We start from the raw sequence: 25,512 nt of genomic DNA, 5'->3' as shown, positions 1-25,512 counted from the left end.
CCTTTAAATATCGAGTATCGATACTTATATTATATATCGATACTCGATATATATCAAATTATTTAAAAATAAAAAATACCCGACTATTTTACATAGATATAAAGTCGGATATTGTTTATATTTTTAATTGATAAATCTTTAAATTTTAAATAGCATCAAAGGCTTGTTCTATATCCCCTATAATATCATCAATATGCTCAGTCCCAATCGATAAACGTACTGTTGCCTTTCCTATACCTTGGCTTTCTAATTCTTCATCATTTAATTGGGAGTGAGTTGTAGTCGCTGGGTGAATTACTAAGCTTTTTACGTCGGCTACGTTGGCTAGGTTTGAAAATATTTTTAGATTATCTATAAATGCACGGGCATCTTCTTCGCCACCTTTTACATCAAAAGTAAAGATACTTCCTGCCCCATTTGGAAAATATTCTTTGTATAGCTCATGGTCAGGATGGTCTTTTAATGATGGGTGGTTTATCTTTGTAACTTTTTCGTGATTATCTAAGTATTCCACCACTTTTAGCGCATTTTCTACATGGCGTTCTACTCTTAATGAAAGAGTTTCTACTCCTTGCAGTAATAAAAACGCATTAAATGGTGATATAGATGCTCCTGTATCTCTAAGTAGGATTGCTCGTATATATGTTGTTAGTGGTCCTTGAGCTGCTGCTTCTGTAAAGGATACTCCGTGGTAGGAATCGTTAGGCTCAGATAGGTTTTTAAATTTTCCACTTGATGCATAATCAAAAGTTCCATTTTCTACAATGATGCCACCTAGGGTTGTTCCGTGTCCTCCAATAAATTTTGTAGCTGAGTGGATTACTACATCAGCTCCATGATCTATAGGACGAATCAAATAAGGTGTAGCAAAAGTACTATCAATAACTAGAGGAATATTATGCTTATGAGCAATTTCAGCAACCTTATCAATATCTATTATATTAGAATTTGGATTACCTAAAGTTTCTATAAATATTAGTTTTGTATTTTCTTTTATAGCTGCCTCAAAGTTTTCTACTTTAGATGGGTCTACAAAAGTAGTATCTACCCCGTAGTTAGGAAATGTATGGCGTAAATAGTTATAGGTTCCTCCATAAATAGTTTCTGCTGATACAATATGGTCCCCTTTTTGAGCGAGGGCTTGAAAAACATAAGCTGTAGCAGCTGCACCACTTGCAACAGCTAAAGCAGAACTCCCACCTTCTAATACTGCAAGTCGTTTTTCTAAAACATCTTCAGTTGGGTTTGTTAATCTACCATATATGTTTCCTGCATCTGTTAGAGCAAAGCGTCCTTGGGCTTGATTAGTATCTTTAAAAACATATGAAGTTGTTTGATATATAGGAACTGCACGAGCTCCTGTAGTTGGATCTGCTTCTTCTTGTCCAATGTGTAATGCTAGAGTTTCAAATTTTGCTTGGTTAATTTCTTTGGTCATGATAATTTTCTCCTTAAATTTAAAATTTACCTTTTAATATTTATAATAAATGTGCATTTCTTCTGATTTTTTAAATAATAAGGAGATACATTCGTTCATCCCAAAGGGTGGATCTGAAGCTCCTTAGAATTTTTTTATATTTCATAACAAACTCCAATCCATAAAAAAAAGAGGAGCCGCAAGGCTCCTCGTAGTCTAATCCCAAAACTAACGATTTTTGGGTACAAGAAAGCCTGCCCATGAATCCATCATGTGCATCATACCCATCATCATTTTGTTATTTGAATTAATGCAGTACATAATAGCCTCCTTGTTTTTATATTTGTAAGTATCTTATACCAATTTTTTGTCAGTGTCAAATATTTATATAAATAAATTTAGGGTATACTTAGCCTATTTCGAAGCTGCAATTAGGCTTATTGGAAACTAATTAATCTTGGTCTTATAAAGATAAATTAGTACATACTAAAATTGTTCAAATAGTATTCTTCTCAATGCTTTTGTTGATTTTTCATACCAAATATAAATATTGCAAAGATTTCGAAACCTTTTTTATTTTTATGATTCTAAAAAATAATTATATGGTTCTAATTAAATCAATTGTCGGTCTATCTAAGATTCTCTTTAAAGAGAAGTGGTAAATTAATAAGTTTATACAATACACTACTATCGAAAATCCTAGGAAAATTTTGTAATCATAATAATTAAGTAAACTTAAAAAAGTTAATCTCGATGAGAATATAGAAATTATAAACATTATACCTATACTGGTCAATACAACTATAAGTAATGATTTTATCTGTTCATTTATATATTCCTTTTCATAAACCTTTTTAAGTTCATCCAAATCCATTCCACAAGAATAAAGGCTTCCTATTTCTTTTTTTCTACTCATCAAGCTTAGATTTATAGATGAATATCCATTTGTAATATTTAAAACCAATATTATTAATCCTATACCTAACACAATTTTCATTAGGTCTTGTAGACTTTCAAATTCTTTCTTTTCTAGCTCTTCCCATACAGTAATATTAAATCTATCTTCAGGTAAAATTTGTCCCCTAATTAATGTTTCCGCATAATCTTGTGTATCTTTTGCTTCAGAGTCATTTATTTTCATATTCAATGTATAAGGATAATTTCTATATTTTTCATCGCCTGCATCCTCCATTAGATTGAAAAATGTATCAAAATCGGTATAGATTTTCACATCGAAAGGCATGGTTTTGGAATTAAATTTTCCCAAGTCTTTTATTGATTTTGAAATCTTAATATTTTTTTGATAATCATCTCCAATACTTATATCAAGACTTGTTGGATTTTCAAAATACGGAATTTTCTTTGCCTTAGATATAGGTATGGAAGAATCTTCTTGGATCATATTATAAATTAGAAATTCTCCCTTTTTTCCTCCAAGCTCTTTTAAATCATCTTCTTCTAAGGCTATTAAAAAACCATCCATTCCTTCCGCATTATATTTTTCAATATTTTTTTCAGCCTCTTTATCTAATCCTGCATTCCTAGCTTCTTTTGAAAATTCTTTATTATTTTCAACTATTACATATTTCTTTTTAGAAATATAGGATTTTTCATTAGAAATTTTTTCATCAATCTCTTTTAGTACTGATGGCACTTCATACTTATCACTATTATAATATACAGAAAAGTTATATCCATTATCATAATACGAATAGTCTCTAAGATAATTTGAAATTCCTATTACAATTACAAATACTGAAATGATAAGAATTCCAATAGCTGAAATATATCTTTGTGATTTTATTGAAGCCAAATTGTTAATTCTTAGTTCTTGCCATAAGTTCTGTTTCTTCTTTTTCTTATACTTGGAAAAATCTATATTTCCTCTAATACCATCTATAATGTTGATTTTAGAAATCTTTTTTGCAGGAGATTTTATAGCCAAGGCAACAATTATAAAAGAAACAAATAGTATAGCTAAACTTAATAACGGATTAAATTTTACTACTTCAAAGGCACTTACTCCCTCACCTTTTTGTATATTACTATACAAATAATATATAAAGGAAAAACCAGCTATGTGACCTAAAAGTATTGGAATGGCTGATATAATTAAACCTTCCTTTAAAAGCATCAAATAAATTTGACCATTAGTTGACCCTATAGATTTATATATAGATAGCTCTCTAATTTTTCGAAGACCCCAAACCCAAAAGATGTTTTTTATAAAAAAAACAAAGACGACTATACATCCGAGTATAGATAATACGATAACCGCTTTACTCATAATATTTTGTAAAGGATCCCTTTCTATACCGTAATAATTTATTAAGCCATCAGAAAATTCTAGTTCTACATACTTACCTAATTTATTATTTATATCTGACTGAATATTTTCTTTATTTTTATAAGCTTCCTCAAATGAATCAAACTTCACATATGTTTTAAAGGATGACATCTTTTCTTGTAATCCTAAAGCAAAATTTAATTTACTATATTTGTTATAAACGTCCCCATAAACTCCTACTACAGTAAAAGATTTAGCAGAATCTTTTTTAAATTTCTCCTTATCAGTATTTGCACTAGTAGGACCTATTTCTTCACCATCTATAAATCTCTTGCCTATTTCAAATTTTATTTCATCACCTAAATTAATACCATTTTTCTTTACAAAACTCTCTGATAATAAAATTTCATCTTCTTTTTCAGCAAATCTTCCTTTTTGAAGTCTTGAATACTCTCTCATTTCATTTATTGCTTCATCCTGATAATTAATGACAAGTAAATCATTATTATATTTAGCATTATCTGGATTAAGTGACATTTTTCCAATTAATTTGATATCTTCAATAGACCTTAGTTTTTCTACTTCTTCATTTGATAACTCATCCTTAATCTCAGCATGATAAAAATTGTTTGACATGGCATATCCATAGTTGGCTTGTTTATTTATATAACCATAATAAAAAACCACAGTAAAAAATAAACTGACAATCAAAAGTGAGATGAAAATCGGAAAATTTTTCTTATTCATTTATTTCATCTCCTACAATTTTACCATCAACTATAGTTATGATACGACTAGCTTCTAGAGCAACTTCTTCATCATGAGTTATGATTATAATAGTTTGTTTTAAAGTCTTATTAAAATATTTAAAAGTTTCTATTATTTCTTTCGAATTTTTCCTATCCAAATTTCCCGTAGGTTCATCTGCTAGGATTATCGAAGGACTATATACCATGCTTCTTGCTATAGCAACTCTTTGTTGCTGACCTCCTGATAATTCACTCGGGAAAGAATCTAGTTTATTTTCAATACCTAACTTTTTAACGATATTTAACAATTCTTCTTCATTTATTTCTCTCTTATCAAGTTTTAGTGGAAGTTCTATATTATGTCTAACTGTTAAATTTGGTATTAAGTTATAGAATTGATATATAAGACCTACTTTTCTTCTTCGAAAATAAGCAAGTTCTTTTGAAGAATACTGAGAGATGTCGTTACCATCGATATAGACTTTGCCATCATTCGGACTGTCAACTCCTCCTATGATATGTAGAAGTGTTGATTTACCAGACCCACTTGGTCCGACTATAGCTACAAATTCTCCTCTTTCTATTTCAAGATCCACTCCATCTAAGGCAATGACCTTATTATTTCCGTCTCCATACTCTTTTCTTAAATTTTCTACTTTTAATATTTCCATACTTCCTCCTTATTTTAAGGTAAGTATATAAAAGTAAAGTGATTTTTAGGTGACATTGTAGAATTTAATTTCAAAACTTGCTCCTTGACTTGTATTTGTCACAGAGACTTCTCCATTATTTTTCTCTACTATTGTTTTTGCCATGGCAAGGCCTATGCCAAATCCATTAGAATCGGGGGTTTTATAAAAACGTTTAAAAATCTTTTTGATATTTTCTTTAGCTATTCCTCCGCCATTGTCTTCAATGACAAGAGTTGTGTATAAAGGATTTTTGTGAGATTGAATTGAAATTTTGTCGCAAAGAGGTCTATTATTTGCATTTTTAAAAATATTTATAATAGCCTCTGCAATCCAATAAAAGTCTCCACAAATAATATTTTCTTTTAAGCTTTCCGCTATTTCTACATTAGTAGATCTTTTTAAGTCCAAACTGTCTAAAGCATAAGTCACCAATTCATATAGTGACACTTCTTCTTTTTTCATAAGACCTTTATTTGCATCAAGGCTTGATAGTTTGAGCAAAATATCTGATAGGGAGTTTAATCTGATAGTTTGCCTTTTTAAAATCTCTATATCTCCATTATCTGGAAAGTCCATCTCCAAATTTTCTATGGAAAAAATCATAGATGTGATGGGAGTTTTGATTTGATGAGCTATATCTTCTAGGTATTTGATTTGCCTTTCGCTATTTTTAATGGTCGTCTCATTGGCTTCTACTATTTCTATAAATAATTTGTAAATCTTATCTTCCAAAATTGAAAAATCATCTTGCTTCATTGGGATTTTGTAATTTTGATTTTTCATATTGTTCATTAAATCTATAAGCTCATTAATTCTATTTTTCTTTCTATTTTCTAAAAAATAATAAAGAAGTCCCAAACTTATTATCCAAAATACATATAGCATCTCAATCCATCCTATATCCAATTCCTCTAACAGTAGAAATTACTTCTTTATCAAGTTTTTCTCTGATTCTCTTAATAGTTGATGTGAGAGTATTGTCATTTACAAACTTATCCCTATCTTCCCAAAACATTTCCAACAGTTGACCTCTGGTATAAACTCTGTGAGGATTTTTAATAAATAAGACTAGGATTTCATATTCTAGCGAAGTTAAATCCACTAGATTTCCCTTAAAATAAACTTTTGAATCATTTAAATCTATTTTAATATCCTTGTATGTAATAATTTTATCTTGACTTAGTGGTATAGTTCTTAAAACCGCATCAATTCTCGCCCTAAGAATAGCAAGGGAAAATGGTTTGGTTAGATAATCATCTGCGCCTTGATCAAGAGATGCTATTATAAAATCTTCATCGTTTTTTACAGTAGTAACTATCACTCTGATATCTTTATCTTTTAACTTTCCAATCAAATACTGACCATCTTTGTCTGGTAAATTTATATCTAGAAGTGCACAATCGAAATTTATATCCATCTTATATAAGGCTTCATAATATGAAGACGCAAGATCTACTTCATAGCCATTTTTTGATAAGTACTTTTTTATTTGTAGGGCAATTTCTTCATTGTCTTCTATGATTAATATTTTTTTCATTACAGTTCCTCATGCTGATAATTTATCTTGTTTTCATCTCTTAATTATTATTAATCAAAATATAAAAATAATAAAAAATGATAAAAAATTCGTAGTCAATACGCTGTAAATTTCTTAAAAAAATTTGTTCTAACTTTTTTATTATTTACATTTATAATTATTGATTTGTATTAACGTACTCTAAGATATCTCCAGGTTGACAATCAAGTTCTTTACAAATGGCAGCTAAAGTATTAAATCTAATACCTTTGGCTTTTCCTGTTTTTAGTATTGATAAGTTTGCTTCAGTTATTCCTATCCTGCCTGCGAGCTCTTTTGATATCATATTTTTCTTTTTTAATACTTGATCCAGATTTATAATTATTTGATCCTTCATTTTCAAATTATACTTTCCGAATCTTCTTTTAAGGATTTTCCTGAATTAAATATCATCATTGATGAAAATGCTATAACCATCAAAATTATATTCGTTAAATAATCCTTAATAGTTAAATTAAAAACACTGCTAATATTGTCCACTTTAAGATAATTGAAAACTAGCATAGAAATAATTTGACAAATCGTCAGAACTATAAGTGCTATTAATATATCTCTAGAATATTTTGAGTTTAAGTCTGAAAAATAATCTTTTTTTTCTAAATCAACTAAAATCTTCTCGAATTTATCCAATGAAAAACCAGCAACAATGAATATCATAACGGCACTCAAACATGAATAAATAATAAATGGAAGTGAAACTTCTTTTAGATTAAATTGTTGAGATTCTACTACTTGTATTACATCATCTTTAAAAATCAGAGTTAATACACTTCCAAGTAAGGTAAAAGCTGCTCCCAAATATGAAATATATCTTAAAACCTTAGATAATATAATCGCTATTTTAAAAATAAAATTTTTCATAACTCTTCCTCAACACTTTCGCTTTATCTCTTATCATCTACATCTTTCCTTTCTTGTACTCTATCTTTCAGATCATTTAAATCTTCTTTAGAAAGTTCCCAGGTTAATGAAGATGACATCAAGGGCATTCCATCCATTGTAATATATGGATAATTTTCATAAATATAAAAATCTATCTTTGTAGCTTTTTTATCCTTTCTCTTGCTGGTTAATAAGAAGTGGTAGGACACTATTGCATCATCTGGTATTTCTTTAAAATAATCGTCGACGTTTTTATCATTAATATTTTCTACACTCATTCCTGTCAAATTACTAAAACAGTCTAGAACTTCTTGTTCTTCTGTTTCTACAATTTTTTTACTGTTAGAATCAAATATTTCAATCTTTTCTTCTTTTTTACTACTCGTTTGTTCTGTTGTAGTATTTGGACTACAAGAAGTTAAAACTATAGAAAAAACAAGAAAAATAGCCATTATTAAAAATCTTTTTCTCATGATAATCCTCCCTATCGAATTATTGTAAAACGATAATTATCTTTGATTATTGTAAAACAATAATTATAATTTGTCAATATCATTCGTAATGACTTAAAATTTATCAAAGTCTTCTTGCGTAGCTACTTCTTTTATTGTCATTTATCCTAAAAGTAGACATGAAAAAGGCACCTAGATTTTTTCTAGATGCCTTCATTTGTTGGTTACTAACTTCACTACTAATTCCACAAAACATGGCTTCTGTGTTCACGCTATTCTATATAAACAATCTTGATTTTTTAATTTTTATTAGGTATCAAATTTTAAAATTTTGTTGTTTGTAGTCCCATAGAAAAAAGTTATTTTCCTTCAACACATAGGCTGACTCCACTATTGGTCTCAACAATAATACTAGTTTTATCATAAAGATAAAGTTTCGACCCTGTAGGAAATACATTACTTGAGTAATTTTCACTTCCTTCATCTATTGACTTGGATCCAGAATTATATGATTTTTTTACTTCTCCTATCAAGGTAAAATCTTTTAGACTAATATCCTCTAGATCTTTGGACCAATAATAAATTTTGTCTTCTACTTTTACCATAGGTTTATAATTAGCATCAATATCATCTTTACTTGTATTCTTTGCTATATATATTCCTCCTATTACAGTAATTAGTAATAATATAGAAGCAAAGATTTTTTTATATCTACCATCCATAAATTGTCGAACTCCATACAAACTTGCCACCATTTACAGATATACTCTTACTTGATATGGACATACTGACATAACTAGCATTCCAAGGATTCCATATAGAATACGTGTTGCTTCTTGTGTTGTAACCTCTTAAGACAAGGGCATGATTTGCTTTTTTGTATGTCCCTGTCCCATAACAATTGAGATATATTGATTTGTTAGAATTAATTTGCTTCTTTACTGAATCTAGACTTAAAGTTCCTGTACTTTCTGATGGATATGACTTTTTGTTATTAGCATATTTAATTAGTTGCTTATGTGAAATAGATTTTTTCTTTAAATCGGCATAACTAACATTTGGATAGAAATATCTCATTATATTGATTGCATAAATCTTTCCTTTTCCTCTTTGTCTTAAAATTTGAGCACCAGCAAAAGCCGAACACCAAGACTGATCCCCTTGAGTTTCTGCTAGATCTAAATCAATATATTTACTACTCGAAGACCTTGGTTCATAAACCATATTATCTAGTCTATAGCTATCCTCTAAGTTTTCGATTTCCATTATATTTACTGCATTTTTTGAAGGAATTTCAGTCTCATTATATAATTTTGAATCACTAGATACTTCCAGTTCAGGATAAAAAGTCAACTGTATTTCTTTACCCGAAATAGTTGCAAAGACATTTCCCTTCACTGTATATAAAAAAGCAGGTGATTCGAGACTTGTAAGTTCAGAAATTTGATTTAAGCCATCAGAAAAATCCTTTGACAGAGTCCATCATAATTCTCCTTCGAAATCCGATACAGCCATCAATGCTACTATTTTATTATCTATTATGATTGGTATATATGTTGATTCGTTTAAATTAAATGGTTTCCCAAATGAAATCATGTCTTCCAAAACAAATCCATCTAGAGATATTACATCTTTTAAAGCCATTAGCACGTTCTCTTTTTCGCTATTAGCATATGTAATATGATTCTCATTAACCTTATCGGAAACTAAATATAATTCTTTTACATCCGGTTGCTCACCTTCATTAGCTGCAATAGACCTCGACGATAAAACTGGTAGCATCATTACTAATGCTATCACTAATGTTAACAACCTCTTCATCCTTCTTTTTCTAGTCTCCTAGATTACGCTATTTAGTACTATTTCTACCTTATAGAATTTAGATACTTCATGTTTTAACTACCAATCTTAATCTAAAACCAAAATATCATCTTCTCAATCACCATTCTTATACCTTTGTGGATTTAAATATACCATTTAATTTCCTCCTGCACCTTCATGACACTGCTCACACTCAAACTTATCAAAACCAAATAATGTATAAACACATGTGTCTAGTTTGTTTGCAATTTCTATTCCTACTGAAATTGTGGCTTGAGCCTCTCCACGTTCCAAAAGACTAATAAATTGTCTTGTTACACTAAGCCCATCAGCTAATTGTTCTTGGGTTAATTCTTTTTCTTTCCTAATTTGTCTTATACTATTTTCCAAAGTATTTTGAACCTACCTATCTAACATTCTTAATTTAACTCTATTATAATATATTTCTTTTTATATTGCAAATATATTTGCATTGTTATTAAAACTTATCAAAGTCTTCTTGTGTAGCCACTTCCTTATATTTATAATCATCGTTATTCTTTTCTGTAAACATATCATTTATAAGTCCAATTGTTAGTAGAGATAAATCAGAAACAGAAAGACCAAGTTCCACTGCCCTTAGTAAAAACAAGGGTGTAGTCATTGGTCTTTCTGTTGGTCTTACTTTTTTTTAGGAACTTCTTCCGATTTTATATTAAGTCCCCATAACTCAATTAGCTGAGGTAGAATTTGATAAATTGAAAAAGTTGAGAAATTATCCAACCTTTCTTCTGGACTATCTGGCACAGATTTATCTCCATGTTTTGCCGTTACATAGACTATGTTTTCCAAAAATCTAATATCATATGTCAAGATTACTCCTTAATTTTAGGCATCAAAAAAGCACCTATCATTTTGATAGATGCTTTCAAATCTGTTAATGCTATCTTATTCTTTTACTATTGGAACCCATAATTCCATTTGATAATCTTTTGAATTAGGGTCTCCATCTCCATATACTTCAAAATCGGGACTTTCATCATGTCTATATCCTTCTTTTGGGAAGAAATATGAAATAATATACTTCCATCCTTCGTGAATGCATTTTGGTATAGGACCTTCTAAGCTTACAATAGCATACTCTTTTTCAGGAATACTGAGTGTATCTAATCCTAATTCCTTAGCTTTTACCTCATCCGTCAAATCAAAACCAGCTAAATATGTAAATGAATCTTCTTCATCCATTAGATAGTCATATCCTACGCCAAAGATTTGACCACTACCAAACTCTTCAAATTTTTCTCTTGGTACTTTTTCAACCAGTCTATCCCAAACTTTTGGAAAATTTGAGCTTTTAGTTACATCCGATTTAATACCAGCTACTTTAAATGCTTTCTTTTTCTCAATCTTAATATCCATTTGATTTCCTCCTTGAACTGAAATTGAAAAGTAGATCCTTGGGAAATATTGATATTTTTCTCCTCTTTTTACTTGTCCTGGAGTTAACTCATGAAAACTTTTAAAAGCTAAGGCAAAAGAATCTTGAGAATTATAGCCATATTTTATTGCTATATCTATAATCCTTTTATCTGAATTTTTTAATTCAATTGCTGCATTTGTCATCTTTCTTAACCTTATATATTCAGATAATGAACATCCTGATATGATTGAAAATATTCTTGAAAACATTGGAAATGAATATCCTGTTATCCGTGTTATCTCTTTCTCATCAAGTTCTTCAGTTAAGTTATCTTCAATATAGTCTATTGCTGAGTTAAAAGATTTCATTATATCCATATTTCCACCACCTTTCATTTAAATTGTACAAGGATTTGTTAATTTATACTCAATAATATTAATACAAATATTATAGCATTTATAACTTATCAATATTATATTTGCAATTCTTATAACTCTTAAAACTTCACTCTAATTAAAATCATCCACTATTATTTTTATCACCTTTATTTTATTATAAGATATAATAGTCAAGTTTCAGTCAGTAACTTTATGAATTGCTAGTAAATAAAGAATAATATAAAATAAAAACTACTTATAACTTAACCATATTCATGAAATTATCGTCAGCTCATATCCTAAATTTAAACAATAAAATAGCACCTGTTGTTATAGGTGCTAGAAAATCTTTATAAAGGATAATTTTCTCATTTGTAGAAAATTCAATTGAAAAATAAAAAGTTACATACTTTTTTCACTTAAGATAATAAATTATACATCCTATTATAGTAATTGCAATTCCTATTATTTTATAGATTTTTCTTGTATTTTTGTTCAATTCATCTTTAGCAACTAATGAATAGGAAAAGAGTATCAACCCAATAAATATTAATATAAAATGAAAATTTTGTTTTAATAACTCAAAAATTTTCACTATAAATAACTCCAATCTATGTATAATTTCATATCTACTATCTAATAATTATAGTATAGAATTCTTTGATAAAATCTTAATCAATTTATATACATACTAATTTCTCGGCCATCTTTAATGCGTAAAATAAACAAATAATGGATTCAAATAATATTTTATTTAAAAACAGTGGATTATTTATGTTGATCTTTCAAAAAGTTTTCAATAGCTTCTTCTGACTCTACTTGAGCCTTTTGATTTGCTTTTAAATTTCCACCTGTTTTTATTCTCATATTCTCCAAGTTTAATATACCGTTAGCTCCAAAAATATGTCCAGCACCTTCATAGGAAAGTAGCTTTGCATGAGGTGATTGATTCTTAATGATATTTGCCATATTTAAGCTGTCCCACATAGCGTCCTCAACTCCCGCAATCATCAAAATATTTGCCTTTACATCCTTTATCGGTATCATTTTTTCTTCTCTATTTGAGTCAGATTCTACTGCGCTTGTATATGTATCTTTGTAAGAAATTGGTGCGTTTACAATTGAAGATAAAACAATATTTTTAAAGAAAGAGCCAAAAGATCCTTTTTTTATATCTATATAGGGAAGTTCTTCTCCCTTATATGTCCAAGAAGAGCCATAATCATTAAAGTCTAGCCCTGCAAAATTATAACTTGATGGAGCAATCAAAACTAAATTTGAAATTTCTGGATATTTACTTGCTAGATTAAGGACATATTCAGCTCCTTTTGATGCTGCTATAATACTTATCGGAACTTGATCATCCATAGTCTTGTGTAGATAAGCTAGTATATCTTCAAATTGTTCTAATGGTATTCTTACCAATGTATCTTGCTGATTCTTCATACCGAACATAAATATTGCAAATGTTTCAAAACCTTTTTGAGATAACTTTTGTGCAGTTTCAAAATTTGGGCTGCCCTCAGATCCTCCAAAACAAAGTACTACACCATTATACAGTTTCTTTTTAGGAGTAAATTGAAATCCCTGCAAGCTTCTCTCATCAACATATCTAACATCTACACCTTCAATGTCTGTTGGGTAAAGACTAATATTTCTTACATCCTTGTAGTATTCAGGAGTTTCCACATTATTAGAATCTTTGTACTTGTAGTCATTATAGACTCTAACTACAAAAATTATAGCAAATAAGCCCAATGCTATGAAAAAAGTTCTTTTTAAAATCTTTTTCATTTATTAAATCCTCCTAATCTTAACAAAATTATACCCAATTTTAGAATGAAATTTATTTTTCAAACTACATTAATGAAACCTTTTTTTATATTTATATGCTTATTTTATATAAATAAATACATTTATTTCAATCTGATATGTCATGGACATATCAATAAGATCAATTTTTAATATTACTCTATTTTTTTATTTATTGTATTCATTCGTATGAAATGATGTTTTTGAGTAATTTTTTTATTCTTAATGATAGAAACAAAAAATAAAAGCTTATAGTTTATGAAAATTATAAGCTTTTATTTTTACAATAGACTTTTAATTAGAATGAATAGATTTCTTTAACCTTATCAACTAATAGCTTTATTTTTTCCTGAATAATAATATCTTTAAAACTCTCATTATTAGTTAATAATCCTATATAAGAACGAGCAATCATATCGTCACTTCTATTTGGCTTAGTAGATAATAATAAATTTTCATCAATCCATTTATCTATTTGATCAAAATACTCATCTCCTCTTATATTAAAAGATTTTTCCTTGCTTTTTATTAGCAGGTTGAGTAATTTTTCTACATATTGAATAGAGAGTTTTGGGTTATTATATTCAATATAATGAGTTGCCAAGGATAAATAGAAATTTAAAACAATAGAAACATTTATTTCAATGAGATTAAAAGTTTCTATTAAATCTTCCACTCTTTCCAATGTTTCGACCCGATCGTCATCATGCAAACTACTCTTCATCATAAGAAGGGTGATTAAATCAATTATGTTCTTATAAATCATTACTTGAAGTTTTTGATCTACTTTATTTTCTTCCTTCGTTTTTAAATAAGCTGAAGCCACCAAGCAATCTTTTGATATAGATAGCATGTCAGAAGAAGGCAAAATATTTAATGCTTCTTCCGGTTTTCCTAAACTAATTAAACAGGCTGCCCTTAAGCTCAATGATTGATCTTTAAGTATAGGATCTTTCGAATCTTCACACACTCTTTTTAATATATTATTTGCGTATTCGAGATATTCTTCTTTTTTCACATCATCAGTTGCTAAATCACAATGGTTCAAAATAAACAAAGCCATGTAATAAAGAAGTTCAAAACAAGAATAATATTGTTTTATTTTAATTTCTATATCTTCTACGATACTATCCATACCTGCATCTAAGACACGGTTCTCTAAGTCTATATAAATTTTTTTTATTTGAGCTGAAGATAAATCTGGGTCATATCCTATTAAATCATCCACACTTATATTGAAAAAAGTGGCAAGTTTTGGTAGAAGTAAAATATCTGGATGGCTTTGACCTGTCTCCCATTTTGATACGGACGCTTTTGTCACCATCATGAATTCTGCTAATTCCTCCTGAGTTATACCTCTTTCTTTTCGTTTCTGAAGAATATTTCCTCCAATTTTTATCATTATATTTTACCTCCTAGCTGATTTGTTTTTTGTTTATTACAGCAATCGAAATTACGATACAGATTATAACCAAAATGCTGCCTGTAATAATCGGTACATAGTAGTCATCATATCCAATTCCTTTTATAAGATTCACAGGCTTTCCTATTAATGCAATAGGCATGTATTTAACAATTTCATCTCGAATGGATAATATAAGTTGAATCACAATCCCAGCGGTCGTTAATATTAATGTACCTATAACATTTCCTGAAATCACTCCAGACAATATCTCTAACGCTATTAAAAATAAACCAAATATAAAAGGAAGCAAGGCTGCCATAAGTATATTTATTATAGGAAATGAAATCCCGAAAAAGTACTTTGTATAGAAATAAGTAAGTATAAAAGAACCAAAGTAAGCAATAAACCACAAAATGAAATTATAAAAAATCTTCGATAGCACTACTTGATACCTTGGCAGTCCCTTAGATAACAAATTAATTAAGGTTCCCTTTTGGAATTCATTTGCCATTTGTGTACTTAGTATAATGGCTAAGCCAAGCATACCTATTTGACTAATGTTTTTAAAGAATTGTGTCCAAGAGTCAATTTCTGATGGTGGTACTGCGTTAATATCTATATTGCCTGTAGCTATGGATTGAAGTATCATGGGAGTTAATTTCGCTGTCAAAGGACTTATTAACCCTATAAACAAGAACAGGATAAAGGTAGAAATCATTTTTTTAGTCCTTGAACCTTCAATAGCTTCTTTCTTCAATAGAGATAAAAATATCCTCATGCTTTCGTCACCTCCATAAAAATATTTTCTAATGTAGGTTCTTCTATTTTTATTTCTAGAGGAAATATGTTTAGCTTATATAGCTCATATAAAATATCAATATCTTTTATTTTATTGTCTTCGTCTGTAAGGTATAAAATATCTCCTTTTTCATTCGTTACAAGATTTGAAAATTTATCTAGTGACTTAAATACCTTTAGCTCTTTGTTCGACTTAAACCTGATTTTAATTGTATTTTTTCTCTTTATATTTTTTAGCTCATCTATCGAACCTTCTAGTACATTTTTTCCTTTATCAAGCACCACAACATGATCGCAGATCGCTTCAACATCCGATAAAATATGTGTGGAAAAAATAACAGTTGTAGAGTCTTTTATCTTTAATATGATGTCTAATATCTCTTTTCTTCCAAGTGGATCAAGGGCGGAAGTTGGTTCATCACATATTAATAATTTGGGACTATTTAACAAGGCTTGGGCTATACCCAAGCGCTGTTTCATGCCTCTAGAATAGCCACTAATTCTTTTATTGACATCCCTTAATCCCACCAATTCTAAAAGTTCCTCGCTCTTGTTTTTAATTTCATCTTTGCTAAGACCAGTTATAGATCCACATAAATTGAGATATTCTTTTGCAGTCATATAGCCATAAAATTCAGGTACATCTGGAAGATATCCGATAAATCGATTGGTTTTTGACTGACCAAAGCTAACTTTTTCTCCAAATACTTCAATTGAGCCTTCATCAATTTTCAAAAATCCTAAAATCATTTTCATTGTCGTAGTTTTTCCAGCACCATTTTTACCTAAAAACCCAAAGATTGTATTTTCAGGAATCGACATGGATAAGCCATTAATAATCGTGTTTTTTCCGAAAGATTTATGAAGATTTTCAATTTTAAGTGCTTCCATCATTCTTCCTCCCTACCTATTGTTAAGTATAAAATAGGTCCAATAATTTGAATAAAAATCACAATTAAAATCCACATGGTTCTACTGCCAAATTTGTATCTATCGTGTTTTAAAACATGACTTAAAGCATAAATCATAAGTATAATCTCCAAGATAACAATAGGTAAAAGAACAGGAAAAAATTCTCTAATAAAGTCCATATTATCTCCTCCTTTATTTGTATCCTATCATTTTATTTAATAAACCATCAAGAAACTATTAGTATACTTATTTTATTTTTATTAACTATAAGGAAAGTCTACATTAATTAAGACCAATAAAATGGCCTGCACCAAAATTGGTACAGGCCTACTTACTTTTAAAATATATACCTTGAATTACTTTTTATTCAACTACATAAATATCTAATTTAGATTTTACCATAAGATGTTTTTAGTTTAATTATGTAGATTTAAGATTTATTCAAGTATTTAATTTATTGACGTCAATATTACAGACTTGAGTGATAATTATGGAAAACATTTGATTTTTTAAACCATCATATATGGAATATATCTAATATAATTTAAGGATCAAATCTGAATTTGATAGTTACCGAAATTGAATATCCCTTTTCCCTGTTTCAAATCTCCTCTTGATTCTAATAATCTAAAGCCATCCTCTATCTCATTAATTAATGAGCTTGTAATATTTAAATCATGATGACCAGGCAAAACTCTTTTAATATCATATTTTTGTATCTTTTTTATTGATTTATAAAATAATTTAGGATCAGTTGTAGGATAAAAAGCGTATAGACATCCTTTATAAATTAAATCTCCAGAATATAAATATTTCCTTTCATGTTCATAAAAACAACAATGACCAGGAGAATGTCCCGGTGTATGTATAACCTCAATAGTTCTCCCGCCTAAATCAAATGTATAGCTATCTTGAAAAACTATTTGTGGCTTTACTTGGAAAATCTTATAGTCATCAATATTAAAATCACAAGGAAAATTGTGTGCTTTCTCTGTTAATTGCTTTTTTACAACTTCTAATGGAAGAGGAAATTTTTTTGAAAGCCATTCTTTTTCTTCTTTGTGAACACCAATACAATCAAAATATCTATGGCCACCAATGTGATCCCAATGAACATGTGTAGTAAAAACTGTAACTGGTAAATCTGTTAATTCTTCTACAACTTCTTTAATATTTGATACACCGAGTCCTGTGTCTATTAAGAGTGCCTTATTCTCTCCACATAATAAGTAGCAATGAGTCTCTTCCCAGTGTTTGTATTCACCTAATGCAAATGTTTGAGAATCTATCTTTTCTATTGTAAACCAAGTATCCATAATTAATAACCTAATTGAGCGTTCTCTTTCTCATTCTTTTTACATTCTGCTTTCATAAAAGTTTTACTCGCTAGTATAGTAAAAATATGAAAATTATCAATGTACCAATAACATTCATAATATGACCTATATAACTTAGATTCTCGTAAACTACATATCTAATCTCTATTAGTGGAAGAAAGTTTAGTATACTTACTTTATCAAATAAGCTTTTTGGCTTTCCATAAACCATTAATAAGGAAAATGATAGAATATATATTGCTGATAATCTTAAAGTCTTTCCTATATCTAGACATAAATACAATAAAAACACATACAGAAAACATAGCACTATTTAACAGTATAGAGTAAAGAGTAATCTTTATTATATGAACCAATTCATCTGCTGCACTCATAGCAAAGCCAAATTTTGAAATCGTTCATATACATCCTGCTATAGGAAAAACTATAATGATTAAATTATAAATGATTAAGTAAACTATAATTTTAGAAAAAAATATATTCTTTCTTGAATTGCCAGAATAAATATCATTATTTATAGTGCTATTTTAAAATTCTATTCCCTATAATGATGAAGTTATAAGCACTGCTAGTATCACTTTACTGTAGAATCAAAAACCATAGCGTCAAATATATCAATGGCATATTTACTACTTCTTAAATCTAAAATATAACTTTCTGCGCCAGAAATCCCCATTAGTATAATGGCTAACAAGGAGAATAATACAATTTTATTGTGTTTTATTTGATATAAGTCTTTATTTATTAGTTTTTTTATTTTGCCCTCCTATTTCAAATCACATTTTCTAAAGTATACTACTGCCAAGGCATTAAAGAACACTAAATAGGCTAGAGAAACAAACAGCGCTTCAATATTTCCTGTTGTATTCTCTATCAGCAGCCTTGCTTGTCCTAATGGGAGTATATGAGCAAAGCTTAAAGCATTTTGTGAATTTAATAAAAAATCATCAAAAAGTATAGACCAGTGGATGTCACTAATATCATACCTGGTTTTTTTAACAAAATTGCTAAATATATAATTACACTTATGAAAGCACTATTTAATAAAATATTTATTAATATAATAGTTATCCCTTATGATAATAAATACATTTCGCCCCAGACCTTTATTGATGCAAAAATAATAGTTACATCAAGTGGTTGTAATATTAAAATCATATTAGAGTACAATATTTTGTGCAAATACTACATCTTTTCTCTTATGGCCTGACGCAATATGTCTATTAATTTGTATTTCAGAAAAATTATCACCAATATATAAAGAGATAAACACATTCACAACTATAAAAATAAGAGACATATTGTAAAGAGTTTGATATAAAACTTCTATCGCTATCTAGTAGTAAAACAGAACTTATGATTAAAGATGCAATCAAAATAAATAGGTTCTTTTTATCTCTTGTTATTTGATAAAATTCTAATTTTAGTATATCCTTCATAACTATGACCTTATCTTTGCAAATACATAGTTTTCTAGTGATTCTTTTTCGTTACGCATTTCTCTTATATTGATTTGATTTTTAGAAAGCAAGATAGATAAATCCTCAACATTCTCACTAAAGTTTTCTATTAATAGATGTTCTCCTTCTATATTTGTGCCTACATCAGGAATCTTGTCTTTTGATATACTGATTATACTACTGTTATCGCTGGTAACTAGATAGACATAGTCTCTTCTTTTATTTAAAAATTCATCTTTAGAAATTTCATTTCTTCTATGATATTTCCCTTATCTATTATAATGAAATCTATCGCAGTATTCTCAAGCTCTCCTAAAATATGACTTGAAATTAAAAATGTTTTATCTTTTTTTATTTAAGTCATCTACGAGAATTCTAATTTCTTTTATTCCTTCTAGATCTAAACCGTTTATTGGTTCATCCCAAATAAGAAAATCCGGATCTCCTACAAGTGACATGGCTATTCCAAGTCTTTGCTTCATGCCCAAAGAAAAATTACGTACTTTTTTATTTCCTACACTACTAAGTCCAACAAGTTCTAAAAATTCATCTATCTCACGCTCATCTTCTTTTCCTAATTAAATCTGTTGAGCCTTTAAATTCTCTTTAGCACTCATAAAAGGATATAAGAAGGATCTTCAACTAAGGCTCCTATCTTTATCCTGACCTTTTGTAGCTCTTTTTCATTTGAGTTTCCAAAAAGTAATAATTCACCACTAGTTGGAAAAGCTAGACCTGTAATCATTCTTATAAATGTGGTCTTACCTGCACCATTTTCCCCAACAAATCCATAAACTTTACCTTTTTCTAACTTTAAATTAATATTGTTAAGAGTTGTGTTATGTTTATAATTTTTTGTTTCAATAGTTGCTTGTTCAATTATACTAATTCATTACTCTCCAGCGCTAAAATATAGTTTTTATACACTCATAATCTAATTATGTTGCAATAATATGTCCAGCAAACATTGCTATAGGCAGTAATAAGATTAAAAGTACATTCAATACTATAAATAACTTGTTACTTTCTTTAATTCCAAATATTGATCCTACTAGTCCAATAATCGGACAAACAAACATAGATGTAAGTCCTGTTGGCTTTAAATTTGTAAAGGTATTAAATAAATCTAAAGGTATAAAATATGATATTACAAATATAATCGCACCAAGTGCAAATAAATTTCTACTAGTTTTTTCACAAATATTCACTCCACTTAATTTTAAATATTAAATATTTTTATCTCAAATTATTTCATCAAAATTCTTGTTTTTTCAATACTTTAATCGAAACTATAAATGATAATAATGATAGAATCAATATAGAGGCGACTTCCCAATAAACATAAGGATTGTTACTATTAAATATTAATATGAAGGCGGAACTCCATGGTAAAACATAAGGTAATATATTACTTGACTGTAATATTCCTACTGAAAGTATAATAGAAAGAGTGCCTGATATTAACGATAATACAAATGAGTTTCTCTGTAAAATACAAATTATTAAGTTTGGAAGTAATATAGCAAAACCTAGTATACAAGTCTTAGAATATAATGGTATCAATGAAATAATATAATCAGATATATTTAGTTCTTTAAAAATTATTATTCCACCAATCATGGTAAATAAAAAGCTAATAAGTGTCATTATTAAATGCAATCTAAACCATGTAATTATTTTTTCAATAATAAAACTACTTTTTCTTTCAATATAAGGTAAAATATTTTGTACTATATTATTTGCGTATTCCCTTTGAAATATTAACGTAATAAAAGTAATACTTATTGCATGTATAAATATAAAATTTCCAATCATTATATTAGATTTTATCCACTCATTTAGTCCTACCCTACTTACTGATTCACACATAAAAATATCCTTAATAACTAACATACCTATTAATAGTAATGAAAAATATATTGAGTAAGTATAAATTTTTGTGTTCTTAAGTTTTAATAATTCTCTATTTAATTTCTTCATATATATCACCCGCTATTTCCTCAAAATAATCTTCCAACGTAGTTTTCTCATAATATATTTCTGAAATTCTACCTCCATTAGAATATATTAATTGGATAATCATTTCAGAATTTATATCATTACCATCTATTTTTATAGCATTTTCATCTACTAGATAGTTTTGATTTAACTTATGTGTTTTAAGAATTCCCATAATTTTTTCGGAATCTTTCGATTTAATTACCAATCTCTTTTCTTTATGAATTTCGTTTATATTCACACTCTTAACTATTTTTGTGTTATGAAGTAGATTGATTTGATTCACAATTCTTTCGATTTCTGGTAAATTATGACTTGATATTAAGATAGATTTTCCTGATTTTGCTAATTCTTTTAATAATTCTCTAATTTCTATTATTCCTGAAGGATCTAATCCATTAAAAGGTTCATCTAATATCAACAAATCCGGATCAGTTAACAAAACTCGCCCTAAGCCAAGCCTTTGTTTCATTCCTAAAGAATAATTTGCGAATATTTTATCTCCATGCTTTGTAAGACCCACTATATCTATGATATCTTTAATTCTTTTATCACTTACATTTAATATTGACGCAAAAATTTTCAAATTATCATATGCGGATAAGTTTGGATAAAAAGCTGGATATTCAATCAAATATCCGAATTTATTAGAAACTACACCATTAAATTTTATCGTTCCAGAATCTTTCCTTACTAATCCAACTATACATTTCATTAAAGTAGATTTACCTGCTCCATTTCTACCAAGTAACCCAACTATTTCTCCTCTATCTATTGACAAATTTACATTATCTAAAATTATAGTTTTCCCATATGATTTTGTTAAATGTGTTATTTGTAGGTAATTCATTTACATTCTTCTCCTTTTTGTATATGAATCTTAGAATAATAAGTTAGTCAAAATAATCTTTATCTAATTCTTCATCTAAATATTCTTTTAAATTATTTTCTAACTCATTATATCTTTCTAAAGATATTACATTTTTAGGACGCCCATTATCTACCATGATGATATAAGGTATTTTATTATTATCAATATCTATATTACTTTTTTCTTCATTAGTCTTATCAATATTAAGTATCCTCAAATACATTTTTTCATTTAAAGCTAGAGATTTAAACTGTTTATTAATATCTTCATTTTTATTATTAGTTATCAATAGACTATATGTTTTAATGTTCTCATTCTCCGAATAATCTGCAACCCAATTTTTATCTTTTCTAGCATTAAATAATAATACAACAAATGCTAAGATAAGTATTATTATAGCAATTTTAAATTTTGATTTTTTCACTTCTATCTCTCCTTTTTATTAATTTCTAATACTAAAAATAAGTTACTTCTATACTCATGAACATAAAATATATATTACATGACTCATTCTTTTAACATTCTAATATAAATAAAATTTCACTTCAGCTAACTTTTGTGAATAAAAAAAGCATTAGAATTATAAAATTCTAATGCTTGTCTTTAAAATGAATCTACGTACCCTAATTCACGTACTTTATCTATCAATTCTTGATAATTTCTAACACCTAACTTTTGATAAATTCTTGATAATGATACTGCTAGGCTTCTTACATTTGTATTTAGTTCTTTAGCTAACTCTTTCCTTGATAGTCCGTTTGAATAAAGTTTAACTATATGGATTTCACTTTTTGTTAATGGCTCTACCATATAATTTTCTTCTGAAAATATAGCTTTATCTTCCAGAACTATAGATTTTATATCCTCTATTAGTTTAGTTGTCTCTTCTTCTTTGGAAATAAATCCTTTACAACCAATTCTTTTTGCTCTTTTAATGTAGAAGTCTAATTTATACGCAGTTAAAATTACAATTTTTAAGTCTTCATATATATTAATCAGTTCTTCTGTCAGATCTAAACCATTTATTGTTCCATCTATTCCTGTCAAATTAATATCTACTAGTAACAAATCATAGTTAAGGATGGATTCATTTATGCTAAGGTCTGTAACATTATTTACTATATCTACAGAAATAGATTCGTCCGTCTCTAAGCTCATTTTTAAAGAAGTTGCGACCATTTTATGATCTTCTATTAATAAGATTTTCATTTACTACACTCCTATCTACTGGAACTTCTATTTTAAATTCTACAAATGATTCATCCAATTCATTTTGATTTTTAGAAAAATAAAAATGAAATTTTCCACCATATTCGCTTAAGTTAAACCTTAATATATTTAATCCTATATTTCCCTCTACTATTTTTTCTTCATCTTCTAAATAATCCCCATAATTTGTTATTTTAAGATTGATTTTATCGTTTACCGTTTTGAGAATAATGTCAGTACTATAACCTTTTGAATGTTTTAATGCATTTATTAATAATTCATTAATACATTTATAAATTAACTCGGCGTACGGACTGGGCAAATCTATATTTCTATCACACTCAAATTCTATAAGCATATTATTGTTTAAATACATGTTTTCTAAATCTACTATAAGTCTGTTATATGCGTCATATAGAGAATTATAATCATTTAACATTGGATTAAATGAATTTATTTCATGGCGAATCAGATCATTTAACTTATCCAGGTTTTCTATAATGTATTTTTTGCCAGATCCTGAAAGATTATCTTCTATCCACCTTCGTATTGCTATTATAATCTGTAGAATGTCATCATGTAAAAATGTCTGTATCCTTAAAGTATTTAATTTTTCAATTTCTAAATTTCTATGTTTTTCAACATAATAGTTATCCAACATTTCCTCAAAAGTTATCAAGTTAGATTTTTTATATTTTTCGTACAATCTAAATTCTACTAAAAACATAAAAAAGCTTAAAGAAAATAATGTAACTCCTGGAAAAGATATTGATGTTAAATACAACATTATAAATAAAATGATAAATTCAGGAAATATTTTTCTCAAAGAACGGGAAAAAAATACTAAACCGCTTTTAATTTTTGTCTTACTAATCCTATATAACAATACAAATTCAATGAAGATACATGTAAATAATTGATACTCACTTATAGAAACAAGCCCCTCGCCTTCATACTTCTTGTATATGAAAAAAGTTATTGTAAACAGAGTTTGCAATATTATAATTGTTTTACTTTCATATTTTCGAATGTTTTTATCCTTTGAATATAATATTATTGGAGTCAATAATAAAATAATCACAACATAATTAAATATTGAATATGCTAGAGAAGTATTAAATTCCATCATTATTATCGATATAATAATTCCTATTGTTGTAATTAATGGCATGAACTTATTTTTATTCGATGGATTTATAAGATTAAAACTTGCAAATAATATCAAGCTATAGATTAATAGTTCAATATGTTTTCCTATTAATAAGTCTCTTAATATTAAATCTTCTAAAAAATTGAAAATAATAAATAATTCAACTACTAGGCTATGAATCAGTATATAATTTTTTTCAGAATTTAACACACATACGATATAGGCTATAAAATTAATAATGCTTAGTAAAAATACTATAAAAATTCCCACATCTAATGTTTGCTGATATTTTATAAATGGTGCTATAGGCATAAATAAAATAACTTGCAGTAATAAATGCATAATTAAAATTACATTTTGTTTTTTCAACCTACACTCCTTTTCTAATGCTATTTATGTCTTCAATCCCAATATTAAAATTAAGTTTAATTCAATTCCACTATCTATATTATTGTTATTTCTATATTAAACTTTTTGATTTATCTATATTTAATCCTATATTTAATTATAAGCTCAAGTAAAACAAATTACTGCTAACTTATGTGTATAAATTTTGTAAAACTAAATTTTTTCTATGTTAATCTTATTCTCAAATGTAAAATCGTCATAAGTTCCTCTTCATAAATAACTATCTTTTGTAATGATAATTCCAATATTTTTATTATTACAATAAATCAAATTCTTTTTTAAGAAAAGCAAGGATACTAAAAAAGACTTCTAGAACATATTCTTTATCCTAAAAGTCATATGAAGTATTTATTTTTTCTCAAGTAAGACTACCGTCTCCACATGTACCAAGACCACCCTGACGATAACGATACATTTGGAAGAGAGCCTCCACGCTCGTTGCACGATAGAAGTTGGCAAAAAAAATGATGTTTCCGGGTAAATGTCAATGCCCGTTCAAT

At 27.9% G+C, this 25,512-nt stretch carries 28 protein-coding genes and 1 pseudogene; all 29 read right to left on the bottom strand.

Annotated features, from left to right (window positions below; genetic code table 11):
- Positions 1-145 precede the first annotated feature (145 nt).
- Entirely contained in the window at positions 146-1,438 is a 1,293-nt protein-coding gene (locus tag JNO63_RS02745) for an O-acetylhomoserine aminocarboxypropyltransferase/cysteine synthase family protein (RefSeq protein WP_203126954.1), read from the bottom strand.
- A 577-nt stretch (positions 1,439-2,015) separates the two neighbouring features.
- Complete coding sequence (locus JNO63_RS02740; RefSeq protein ID WP_203126953.1) at positions 2,016-4,451, bottom strand: ABC transporter permease; 2,436 nt, start codon at positions 4,449-4,451, stop codon at positions 2,016-2,018.
- Positions 4,444-5,124: an ABC transporter ATP-binding protein gene (locus JNO63_RS02735; RefSeq protein ID WP_203126952.1), complete on the bottom strand. Its 681-nt coding sequence runs from the start codon at positions 5,122-5,124 to the stop codon at positions 4,444-4,446. The genes JNO63_RS02740 and JNO63_RS02735 overlap by 8 nt, the downstream gene beginning before the upstream one ends.
- A 45-nt stretch (positions 5,125-5,169) precedes the next feature.
- Positions 5,170-6,030, bottom strand: coding sequence for a sensor histidine kinase (locus JNO63_RS02730; protein ID WP_203126951.1), 861 nt, complete (start codon positions 6,028-6,030; stop codon positions 5,170-5,172).
- Position 6,031: 1 nt separating this feature from the next.
- On the bottom strand, positions 6,032-6,682 hold the full coding sequence (locus JNO63_RS02725) for a response regulator transcription factor (protein WP_203126950.1): 651 nt from the start codon (positions 6,680-6,682) through the stop codon (positions 6,032-6,034).
- A 157-nt stretch (positions 6,683-6,839) separates the two neighbouring features.
- The gene (locus JNO63_RS02720) at positions 6,840-7,058 is read right to left on the bottom strand and encodes a helix-turn-helix domain-containing protein (RefSeq protein ID WP_203126949.1); all 219 of its coding nucleotides are present in this window, start codon (positions 7,056-7,058) and stop codon (positions 6,840-6,842) included.
- A 2-nt stretch (positions 7,059-7,060) separates the two neighbouring features.
- Entirely contained in the window at positions 7,061-7,582 is a 522-nt protein-coding gene (locus tag JNO63_RS02715) for a DUF2975 domain-containing protein (protein ID WP_203126948.1), read from the bottom strand.
- A gap of 23 nt (positions 7,583-7,605) precedes the next feature.
- Positions 7,606-8,076: a hypothetical protein gene (locus JNO63_RS02710; protein ID WP_203126947.1), complete on the bottom strand. Its 471-nt coding sequence runs from the start codon at positions 8,074-8,076 to the stop codon at positions 7,606-7,608.
- 338 nt (positions 8,077-8,414) lie between these two features.
- On the bottom strand, positions 8,415-8,777 hold the full coding sequence (locus tag JNO63_RS02705) for a hypothetical protein (protein ID WP_203126946.1): 363 nt from the start codon (positions 8,775-8,777) through the stop codon (positions 8,415-8,417).
- A complete protein-coding gene (locus tag JNO63_RS02700; protein WP_203126945.1) occupies positions 8,767-9,408 on the bottom strand; it encodes a C47 family peptidase in 642 nt (213 codons plus the stop codon). The genes JNO63_RS02705 and JNO63_RS02700 overlap by 11 nt, the downstream gene beginning before the upstream one ends.
- A gap of 129 nt (positions 9,409-9,537) precedes the next feature.
- Positions 9,538-9,876 (bottom strand): hypothetical protein, encoded by a 339-nt coding sequence (locus tag JNO63_RS02695; RefSeq protein ID WP_203126944.1) that lies wholly within the window; start codon positions 9,874-9,876, stop codon positions 9,538-9,540.
- Between the two features lie 156 nt (positions 9,877-10,032).
- Positions 10,033-10,266 (bottom strand): helix-turn-helix transcriptional regulator, encoded by a 234-nt coding sequence (locus JNO63_RS02690; protein ID WP_203126943.1) that lies wholly within the window; start codon positions 10,264-10,266, stop codon positions 10,033-10,035.
- A gap of 88 nt (positions 10,267-10,354) precedes the next feature.
- Positions 10,355-10,519: a hypothetical protein gene (locus tag JNO63_RS02685; protein WP_203126942.1), complete on the bottom strand. Its 165-nt coding sequence runs from the start codon at positions 10,517-10,519 to the stop codon at positions 10,355-10,357.
- Between the two features lie 17 nt (positions 10,520-10,536).
- Positions 10,537-10,728, bottom strand: coding sequence for a hypothetical protein (locus JNO63_RS02680; RefSeq protein ID WP_203126994.1), 192 nt, complete (start codon positions 10,726-10,728; stop codon positions 10,537-10,539).
- A gap of 75 nt (positions 10,729-10,803) precedes the next feature.
- Positions 10,804-11,652 carry an AraC family transcriptional regulator gene (locus JNO63_RS02675; protein ID WP_203126941.1) on the bottom strand — a complete coding sequence of 283 codons (849 nt, stop codon included), beginning with the start codon at positions 11,650-11,652 and terminating at the stop codon, positions 10,804-10,806.
- Between the two features lie 768 nt (positions 11,653-12,420).
- Entirely contained in the window at positions 12,421-13,446 is a 1,026-nt protein-coding gene (locus JNO63_RS02670) for an acyl-CoA thioester hydrolase/BAAT C-terminal domain-containing protein (protein ID WP_203126940.1), read from the bottom strand.
- 316 nt (positions 13,447-13,762) lie between these two features.
- Positions 13,763-14,866: a helix-turn-helix domain-containing protein gene (locus tag JNO63_RS02665; RefSeq protein WP_203126939.1), complete on the bottom strand. Its 1,104-nt coding sequence runs from the start codon at positions 14,864-14,866 to the stop codon at positions 13,763-13,765.
- A gap of 13 nt (positions 14,867-14,879) precedes the next feature.
- Entirely contained in the window at positions 14,880-15,647 is a 768-nt protein-coding gene (locus tag JNO63_RS02660; protein WP_203126938.1) for an ABC transporter permease, read from the bottom strand.
- Complete coding sequence (locus tag JNO63_RS02655; RefSeq protein ID WP_203126992.1) at positions 15,644-16,558, bottom strand: ABC transporter ATP-binding protein; 915 nt, start codon at positions 16,556-16,558, stop codon at positions 15,644-15,646. Before JNO63_RS02655 ends, JNO63_RS02660 begins: the two co-directional genes overlap by 4 nt.
- Complete coding sequence (locus JNO63_RS02650; protein WP_203126937.1) at positions 16,558-16,758, bottom strand: PLDc N-terminal domain-containing protein; 201 nt, start codon at positions 16,756-16,758, stop codon at positions 16,558-16,560. The genes JNO63_RS02655 and JNO63_RS02650 overlap by 1 nt, the downstream gene beginning before the upstream one ends.
- A gap of 372 nt (positions 16,759-17,130) precedes the next feature.
- Positions 17,131-17,895 (bottom strand): MBL fold metallo-hydrolase, encoded by a 765-nt coding sequence (locus JNO63_RS02645; RefSeq protein WP_203126936.1) that lies wholly within the window; start codon positions 17,893-17,895, stop codon positions 17,131-17,133.
- Between the two features lie 1,948 nt (positions 17,896-19,843).
- Positions 19,844-19,930 (bottom strand): annotated as a pseudogene (locus JNO63_RS08735) (lantibiotic ABC transporter ATP-binding protein); the annotation flags it as partial.
- A 59-nt stretch (positions 19,931-19,989) separates the two neighbouring features.
- Positions 19,990-20,199 carry an ATP-binding cassette domain-containing protein gene (locus tag JNO63_RS08680; RefSeq protein WP_295884758.1) on the bottom strand — a complete coding sequence of 70 codons (210 nt, stop codon included), beginning with the start codon at positions 20,197-20,199 and terminating at the stop codon, positions 19,990-19,992.
- 115 nt (positions 20,200-20,314) lie between these two features.
- Positions 20,315-20,578: a hypothetical protein gene (locus JNO63_RS02635; RefSeq protein ID WP_203126991.1), complete on the bottom strand. Its 264-nt coding sequence runs from the start codon at positions 20,576-20,578 to the stop codon at positions 20,315-20,317.
- Positions 20,579-20,630: 52 nt separating this feature from the next.
- Complete coding sequence (locus JNO63_RS02630; RefSeq protein ID WP_203126935.1) at positions 20,631-21,356, bottom strand: ABC transporter permease; 726 nt, start codon at positions 21,354-21,356, stop codon at positions 20,631-20,633.
- Positions 21,340-22,224: an ABC transporter ATP-binding protein gene (locus tag JNO63_RS02625; RefSeq protein WP_203126934.1), complete on the bottom strand. Its 885-nt coding sequence runs from the start codon at positions 22,222-22,224 to the stop codon at positions 21,340-21,342. The genes JNO63_RS02630 and JNO63_RS02625 overlap by 17 nt, the downstream gene beginning before the upstream one ends.
- Before the next feature lie 43 nt (positions 22,225-22,267).
- Positions 22,268-22,669 carry a hypothetical protein gene (locus tag JNO63_RS02620; protein WP_203126933.1) on the bottom strand — a complete coding sequence of 134 codons (402 nt, stop codon included), beginning with the start codon at positions 22,667-22,669 and terminating at the stop codon, positions 22,268-22,270.
- Positions 22,670-22,848: 179 nt separating this feature from the next.
- Positions 22,849-23,454 carry a response regulator transcription factor gene (locus JNO63_RS02615; RefSeq protein ID WP_203126932.1) on the bottom strand — a complete coding sequence of 202 codons (606 nt, stop codon included), beginning with the start codon at positions 23,452-23,454 and terminating at the stop codon, positions 22,849-22,851.
- On the bottom strand, positions 23,426-24,973 hold the full coding sequence (locus JNO63_RS02610) for a hypothetical protein (protein WP_203126931.1): 1,548 nt from the start codon (positions 24,971-24,973) through the stop codon (positions 23,426-23,428). Before JNO63_RS02610 ends, JNO63_RS02615 begins: the two co-directional genes overlap by 29 nt.
- Between the last annotated feature and the right edge of the window lie 539 nt (positions 24,974-25,512).

It is taken from the genome of Anaerococcus sp. mt242 (genome assembly GCF_016798225.1).
Classification (GTDB): domain Bacteria; phylum Bacillota; class Clostridia; order Tissierellales; family Peptoniphilaceae; genus Anaerococcus.
The sequence above is the reverse complement of the archived record's forward strand: the minus strand, read 5'-3'. Positions and strand labels throughout refer to the sequence as shown.